Here is a 7290-nt window from a genome sequence, read left to right on the forward strand (position 1 = left end):
TCTAAGGGTGTTTTCTCAGCCCGGATATTCGGGCACCCCTAGCTAAGCTGTTGATTGTATCACCGATTTCTGTGCGCGACGCCAGCAACTAAGGAAATCTTAATATTGAGATATAGATGAGGGGAGCGATCGCCCTTTTGGGGCTTCTGATATTTCTGCTGTTTAAAAAGTGCGATTGTACACCATTTAACAATCTAAAAACAATCACACCTCATCAGGATTAATCCCCATTTCGCGCAATTTTGCTGCTAGGCGATCGGCCCGTTGCTTTTCTTTTGAAGCTTTTTCAAGACGAGAAAGTTAAAGATATGTCAGGAGATGGAGAATCTGTTGTTAATTTATCTGAGATTTTGAGACAAGTTTACCTGGAGGCGACTCTAGATTTTGCGATCGATTATTCAGTGCAGTCTATACCAGTGCTGAGTGAGGGTGATTTTCAGTGGGTGCGATCGTTGCGCGTCTAAGTTGCAAGTTAATGTTTGGTTTAGTTCTTATGGGACAGACAAGATGTATAACCGGATTATGCCAAATAAATGGGTAGTAGCTGATGCACCTTTCGCTTACACTGCATCCTTGGTCTTTTGCCACTCTGCGTCCATCTCCATCCCTAACTCCTCTCCTATCTCCTTTTCTAAAAATCCCTCAACCCGCTCAATCCACATACTCATGTTTACCACGCCTCTTAACGTTCTTTCTTCAACCCGCCACTCCCAATAGATCATTCTAATCCTCGTTTCTCCTCGGACTCGAGATCTTACGATTTTTTTAAAATTCCAATACAAAAACCAATAATTATATTCTATAAATTTTTGGTATTTCCACATAAAATAGTTAAGCGATATAATGACACTAATCGAAAGACAAATAAAGAGAGTATTTTGAATGAAAAAGTTGCTTGGGGTTAAATTAATTAGCTTTTTCAACTCAGTATTTACGAAGAAAAACAATCCTGTAATTACTCCAGTAACAATAGTAGCAGGCATTGTTGAAAACATAAGTTCCTGGAATTGTTGGACGGACAGTTTTGTTCTCTTTTCCTTCTCTATTTTTATTATACTATCATACCAATATTCCTCTATTAGGCGGGGATAGGATACGTATTGATAGAGTAAGATAATTTGTAGGCTAGGCTCTATCTTCAAGAAAAGGAAATCCCATAGTGTTTCTGTTTCATCAAGAAGCTTGCGCATTTCGTTGTCATATCTTTCTATCGAAATTTTTCTCGACTCCTTTTCTTTTGCTATCTCAATACCCTTCTTAATTGAAACAAGTAAATGCTTCCACTTGATTTGCACTAAGTTAGTTTTCTGATCGTACAGCTCTATTGAACAGATGGGTATAATTAGTCGAGGATCTAACGAAAGCACTCGCACAGAGTTAGCTATCTCAAGCGGAACTCGACTTATAAGATAAGCCACCCGACCAGCAATAATGCTCAAATTAGAGTTAGTGGATGTTTCAAAAGGCTTCCAAATCCAGTCCAATCGCTCTTTTACTCTCTTCTGGTCTTCTGTAAGTTTGTAACTCCCAATTACTTTTTCTTGCTCGGAGTGTCGCAGCAAATGTGCTAAGAGCAATGCAGCACTACTTGCTAAGCTCTGATTGCTATGCCAAATCCAAGAAACTAGCATTTGTGTAGCTGTCGGAGTTCCTATATCAACTAGAATGTCCATCAACTCGACAGAGCTAGATTCCAGCAGAGATGATTCGATCGCTCCAGCTTCCACCCAATATGAGATTTTTGACACAGCTAAATCTCCCATTCGTACCAAAGCAGAATGTAGTAAAGGACGCAGTTCAGCTCTATCTGCATACTGACGAGCCAGCACATCAGCAGCTTCAGCTAAGTTAGTCATTGACAGAGCCTTCGCTGCTGCCTCGCGGCGGGCATCTATTTCTCCAATATTTTCAAGCGTATCTTTCAAGAAGTTGAATACCTCAGTGCGTCTCCGGTCGTCTGCAGCTACAGAGGCAAAGGCACGATTTACCACCTCGTGGTTACTACCTTTTCCTAGTTGATCTTTGAACCTATTGATAATTTCGTCTGCCAACGCTAAATCTACCCTCTGAGCATCAGCTAAACACTCAAAAGCAGTAATCTCCGAAATCCTGCGTACTTCCCGGATCAAATCGGTACTATCCCCAGCAAGTCCACACCAGAGTTTTACTGTCTCACGCCAAGCGTCATTATCAGCTTTGAAACGAGTGAGTAGACCATCCTTATCATCTATTAACTTAGACGCAGCGAAAAACTCTTGCAAAGTAAGATGAGCAAACTGATATTTCTCACCTCCATCTATTTTGATGAGTAAGCTGCTACGTTCTACAATTTCATTTAGTAGAGGCAAAGCGTCTTGGTCAGGCTGGAGATTAAGCTCAGGAAGTAACAGCTTTATCTGCTGCAAAACCGTCTTGAATTTGATGCTACCGCTATCTTGCTGTTGCTGCTTAGTAATATCTTGGTTGTAAATAGCTAAATCCTGGAGTACAAACCGCTTCTCCCGTGCCTGAAACTGATTGTGTTCATGATGCCATTGATCTAGCAAAATATCTGTAGATTTCCGATAGAACTCAGCGCGTGAGCGAGGCAGTACCAATGGGGTATCAGCATAGAGGTAGGCAATGATAGTTAACATGAGCGGATTGCGTGCTAACGCCATGATTCGAGGTCGGTCGTGCAACGTCTGCATGAGTTGCTCAATCGACTTTCCTTGTGGCATATATTGTTTCCACGTCTTCAAAAAGTCTCTAATCTGTTGCTCGATGAATTCAACAACTTCCAGAGTCTCAAGATGGTTCAGATCGTCAAATTCACCTTTGTAGACTGCTGTACGGCAAGTAATAACGACACGACAATTTGGGTGCTTGTCCAATAAGTCCTTAATTTGTGCCACGACTTGCCAGCGATTATCGCTGTTGACTTCATCAAGACCATCTAGCAGCAACATTAGTGTACCTTGAGCTAAACTATGCTCTATAAAGAGCTGAGAATGAGGAAAATCATCCCGATCTAAGGCCTCTACAAAGTGCTGTTCTAATGACTTGTCTGATTTGCTTAGCCGATGGAGTTCTAATAAAACTGGTACAGGTTGATCTGGTAGATTCAACCTACCTTCCGCGTAGCTAAGAGCAAGATACTTGAGCAGCATTGATTTACCAGAACCAGGTGCGCCTTTAACCATAAGTCGGCGATACTTGCTCACTGCACCGTAGGCATCGAGCTGTTCATTATCCCTAGTACCTGTAACTTTGAGAGGAACGTAGATCTCGCGAATCTTTAGGGGTCGATTTGGTCGAAATGGGATTTTCAACTCCTGACACTTTTCAATTAGTCCCTTTCGATAATGTCGTAGAGCAATTCCACGTAAAAGTCGAGTTCCAGCACACCTGTTATATATCCAATTACCTACCGCATTGAAAAAGCTGCTAACTACCTTTTGTAAGGTTTCCTTACATATACATAGTATTAGAAAAAAAAACGCTGCGAGCCAACCCAGACCATCGAGGAGTCCATCGTTGACTTTCTCCCATAAATCGGAATCCTTAGCCTTCTTAAGCCGGGTATATTCGTTTTTATAAAAACTTTCTATCTCTTCTATCTCTTGAGAAGTCAGCTTCTTTTTGTACGGCTCAACCTTTTTCTCGACTTCTTTTAGATCGGGAGAAAGCTTGTTCTCAATCCGAAACGCTAAATCTTCATTAAGTTTTTCCTTAATTTTGGCAATCAGTTCCTTCTTGGAAGTCGGAGTTGATTTCTGAGTGGAATGAGGTGTTGGAGTCTGAGAAAGACTGGGCAATGTTCCAGCCCAGCCAAGCAGCAATGTCAGAATTAGTGTAAAAATTCCTACAAGCAGTGGATTTCTGATGAGGAAAAATCTTTGCCACTTTTTACGCTGAACTCGTTTTAGCATCTTAACTTCCTTCTTTATATATAACTGGAGTTTAGACTAACAAGGGAAAGAAAAGGGAGCCTGTGATTGGCACAGGCTCCCTAAAGGCAGAAAATTGAGAATTAGCAAAAAACCTCAAATCTGCCTGCCATGAATTGTGAAGCCTTGAGAGAATTTCGTCAACAAGCCTATAAAATGCTAGGTCAAGCCAAAGATGCCACCTTTGAGCTGATGGATGCAGTGATGACCACGCCAAAAGCCAATTGTTTAACAGAGATGGCACTCAACCCATTGTTTCGAAGAAAATGGTCAAGCGTCTCTGAAGCCTTACAGGACTCTGAGCCAGACCGAGAGCAATTAATGAAACTGTATCTTGAGCAGATGTCAGGAGTAGAGAGACCAATCTTAGCAGTAGACCACACAGCGTGGGCGAGACCAGATGCACGAACCTTGAGGGAGCGTACCTATGAACATCAAGCCACTGCGATTCATGGCAATAAACCGATAGCAATCGGCTTGGGCTACAGCACAATTGCCTGGATACCCTCGGCGCAAGGGAGTTGGGCCTTACCCTTAAGACACGAACGAATCACCAGTTGGGATACACCCATCAGTAAAGCGGCAGGGCAGTTAGAGCAAGTGATAGCAGGGTTGCCACAACGACCATTAGTATTATTTGACCGGGAATATGGGTGTGCCAGTTTAGTTTTGCAGACCGCCCATCTCAAAGCCGACAAGTTAATCGGGTTGCGTTCTAATCGCTGTTTATACTCTGCCCCACCAGCTTATTCTGGCCGAGGGCGTCCCCGTCGTCACGGGGAGAAATTTCAGCTCAACGACCCCCAGACTTGGTGGGTTGCTGAGGAGATGGTAGAATTAGATGACCCAAAGCTAGGACAATTACAAATCAGAAGGTGGGATAACTTACACTTTCGTTCTAGTACTCAACATCCGATGACATTGATCTTGGTAGAGCCAAAGGCTGTCGCTAGTAATTGTCGTCAGGTTAAACCTTTATGGTTAGCATGGATAGGTGAGAATTCTTGTTCGCTCGAAGTAGTCTGGATGGACTATTTGCGCCGTTTTGCCATTGAGCATTGGTATCGTTTAGCCAAGCAAACATTACATTGGACTCTACCCCATCTAAGTACCCCAGAACAATGTGACCGTTGGAGCGATTTGATGCCTCTGTTAACTTGGCAGTTGTGGTTGGCTCAAGATTTAGTTCGAGACTATCACTTGCCTTGGCAAAAACCTCTGACTAATTTGACTCCAGGACGGGTGGCTCAATCCCTTTTCCCACTTTTGGTCAAGATTGGCACTCCAGCTCAAGCACCAAAACCACGGGGAAAATCCCCTGGTTGGCCGACTGGTCAATCTCGCTCTGAGCGCATTCGCTATCCAGTAGTAAAAAAGGGTCGAGGTCAGTTCCAAAATCATCGAAATTTGACTTCTTAATCACATATATTTGGCTGCCCAATTGATTTTTTATGCCTCAGTTTCTAACTGAGCCAGCTTTTCTTAGTCTAAACTCCAGATATAAGCATATTGTATTTTGTTTCAAAAGCAAAAGCTGTAACAACTCAAGCCGCAGGGCGTTCCTACCCACAAGTTAGTCTCGCCACAGTCACCCGTGCCGATCGCACTCACCAGATTTTCCCCTAAGCCACTATACCGATTCTCAAATAAGAGAAGTACGCCCCGATCGCATTCCAATTCCCAGGCGTACCTCATTAATTACTGAAAAGTGCTATATAATAATCAGTCCTTACATCGAATCTGCTGACTTTAGGTTGCTCCACCTTGCTATCTGAGGCATTTGTAATATCACATTTCCCGGAGTCAATTTTGTCTGTATCCTGCTTTAATTCCGATACAACTGCGCCGCGAGCGCGCCAAGCTTCCGCATTCTCAGGCTTAATGGCGATCGCTCGATCGTTAGCTGCCATTACTTATTCATACTAACCCAATATAAAATCAACGCTCACTTCTAAATCTGGAAAAGCCAGCGGCGCAACTTGTTGACCGCGCCAAAACTTGAGCATTAAACTATAACCGTTCGGGCCTGGCTGACGGTAGACTTCCAAACAATTTTCAACTAAATCTACCAGCCAAACTTCCTGAATGAGCGATCGAGCGTAAATGGATACTTTCACATCTCTGTCATAATCAACCGTACTATCTGAAACCTCCACTAGCAGCAAAACTTCTGACGGTACTGGATGGGCTGTGGCGTAGTAGTCAGCGCGAGGTTGCAGCAATACAACATCCGGTTGAGGTTCAGTGCGCTCCGTCAACTGGATAGGGTCTTGGGCACCTAGAATCGCACGTCTTCTCTCCAAATCCGAGAACACAGCGATCAGACGCTTAACAGAACTTGCGTGACGAGTACCAATTGCAGCCATTTTAACAATCTCTCCTTCTATCAGTTCTACCCGATCGCCCTCCGAGAGAATACCAACCTCAGTCATCAAATGATATTCTTTTACTGTAAATAACCGTTTTTGAAGCTGAACAGACATATAACTATTCTCCTTGTTTGCAGCTTACCTAAATTTACCATAAAAAAAACCGCCCCAAACAGAGCGGCCAAAAGAGAAAAAAATTAGATAACAAACCGTAGACAAAAAGCATTTTAATGCCCGCTATCAAGTCTGTTTAAATACTCCTCAATAACTGTAGTGATGGTTCATCGCCAACTATTAATACAGTGAAATTGGATTGTTTTTGCCAAAGATGCTCTCGATATACAGGCAACATATTCTCATCCCTTACTAACTTAAAAGTAAGGTGCGCTTGCCGATTACCTGACACCTATGAATTTTGAACAACGGAATTCGGCTTAACTTCAGTCTCTTTTTCCCCCGATTCATTTCCGTGTGTATCCTGTTTTAATTCCGATATAATTGCGCCTCGATCGCGCCAAGCTTCGGCATGATCTGGCTTGATGGCAATAGCTCGATCGTAAGCTGCCATTGCTTCCTCATACCGCTTTAATTCAGACAAGACTATCCCCACATGACGCCAAGCATCGTAGGAGTCTGGCTTAATAGCAATTGCTTTCTCATAAGCTGCGATCGCTTCTTCATTGCGCTGCAATTTTGCTAAAGATTCCCCTTTGGCAAACCAAGCTTCGTAACACTCCGAATTAAGGGTAATTGCTGATTCGTAAGAGGCAATTGCTGCTTCGTGCTGCGACAGTTTGTCGAAAGCTGCACCTCGGTTGTGCCACACTTCAAAATCCTCTGGTTTAAGGGCGATTGCTTTGTCGTAGGATTCGATCGATTCTTGATATCGCTGCATTTTTCCGAGCACAGCGGCTCTATTGTACCAAACTTCGTATTTGTCTGGCCGGATGCAGATCGCCCGATCGTAAGAATCAATAGCATCGCTGTAGCGG

At 43.2% G+C, this 7290-nt stretch carries 7 protein-coding genes; 2 read left to right on the forward strand and 5 right to left on the reverse strand.

Annotated elements, in window-relative coordinates; genetic code table 11:
* Nucleotides 1-275 precede the first annotated feature (275 nt).
* Nucleotides 276-464, forward strand: a complete 189-nt coding sequence (locus QUA45_RS27015) for a DUF4058 family protein (RefSeq protein WP_333222897.1) — start codon at nt 276-278, stop codon at nt 462-464.
* Nucleotides 465-560: 96 nt separating this feature from the next.
* Here the strand turns inward: QUA45_RS27015 and QUA45_RS27020 are convergent, their stop codons facing one another.
* Nucleotides 561-3911, reverse strand: coding sequence for an NACHT domain-containing protein (locus QUA45_RS27020; protein ID WP_333100525.1), 3351 nt, complete (start codon nt 3909-3911; stop codon nt 561-563).
* 129 nt (nt 3912-4040) lie between these two features.
* Between QUA45_RS27020 and QUA45_RS27025 the strand changes: the two genes are divergently transcribed.
* Nucleotides 4041-5348: an NF041680 family putative transposase gene (locus tag QUA45_RS27025; protein WP_333222899.1), complete on the forward strand. Its 1308-nt coding sequence runs from the start codon at nt 4041-4043 to the stop codon at nt 5346-5348.
* Between the two features lie 102 nt (nt 5349-5450).
* On the opposite strand, the gene QUA45_RS27030 is transcribed toward QUA45_RS27025, so the two are convergent.
* The 4 genes from QUA45_RS27030 to QUA45_RS27045 form a co-directional block, all read right to left on the reverse strand.
* Nucleotides 5451-5624: a hypothetical protein gene (locus tag QUA45_RS27030; RefSeq protein ID WP_333100884.1), complete on the reverse strand. Its 174-nt coding sequence runs from the start codon at nt 5622-5624 to the stop codon at nt 5451-5453.
* Nucleotides 5624-5839, reverse strand: a complete 216-nt coding sequence (locus tag QUA45_RS27035) for a hypothetical protein (RefSeq protein WP_333100883.1) — start codon at nt 5837-5839, stop codon at nt 5624-5626. The genes QUA45_RS27030 and QUA45_RS27035 overlap by 1 nt, the downstream gene beginning before the upstream one ends.
* Nucleotides 5840-5851: 12 nt before the next feature.
* Complete coding sequence (locus QUA45_RS27040; protein ID WP_333100882.1) at nt 5852-6412, reverse strand: Uma2 family endonuclease; 561 nt, start codon at nt 6410-6412, stop codon at nt 5852-5854.
* 292 nt (nt 6413-6704) lie between these two features.
* Nucleotides 6705-7290: tetratricopeptide repeat protein (locus QUA45_RS27045; RefSeq protein ID WP_333222901.1), on the reverse strand; the 586-nt coding region annotated here is incomplete at its 5' end.

The sequence above is a fragment of the Microcoleus sp. Pol12A5 genome (genome assembly GCF_036701435.1).
Taxonomy (GTDB): Bacteria; Cyanobacteriota; Cyanobacteriia; order Cyanobacteriales; family Microcoleaceae; genus Microcoleus.

What these genes read in the sequence shown, in the direction of transcription:
- QUA45_RS27030 (WP_333100884.1), bottom strand. Translation starts at nt 5,624, where the DNA reads ATGAGGTACGCCTGGGAATTGGAATGCGATCGGGGCGTACTTCTCTTA.
- QUA45_RS27020 (WP_333100525.1), bottom strand. Translation starts at nt 3,911, where the DNA reads ATGCTAAAACGAGTTCAGCGTAAAAAGTGGCAAAGATTTTTCCTCATC.
- QUA45_RS27025 (WP_333222899.1), top strand. Translation starts at nt 4,041, where the DNA reads ATGAATTGTGAAGCCTTGAGAGAATTTCGTCAACAAGCCTATAAAATG.
- QUA45_RS27040 (WP_333100882.1), bottom strand. Translation starts at nt 6,412, where the DNA reads ATGTCTGTTCAGCTTCAAAAACGGTTATTTACAGTAAAAGAATATCAT.
- QUA45_RS27035 (WP_333100883.1), bottom strand. Translation starts at nt 5,839, where the DNA reads ATGGCAGCTAACGATCGAGCGATCGCCATTAAGCCTGAGAATGCGGAA.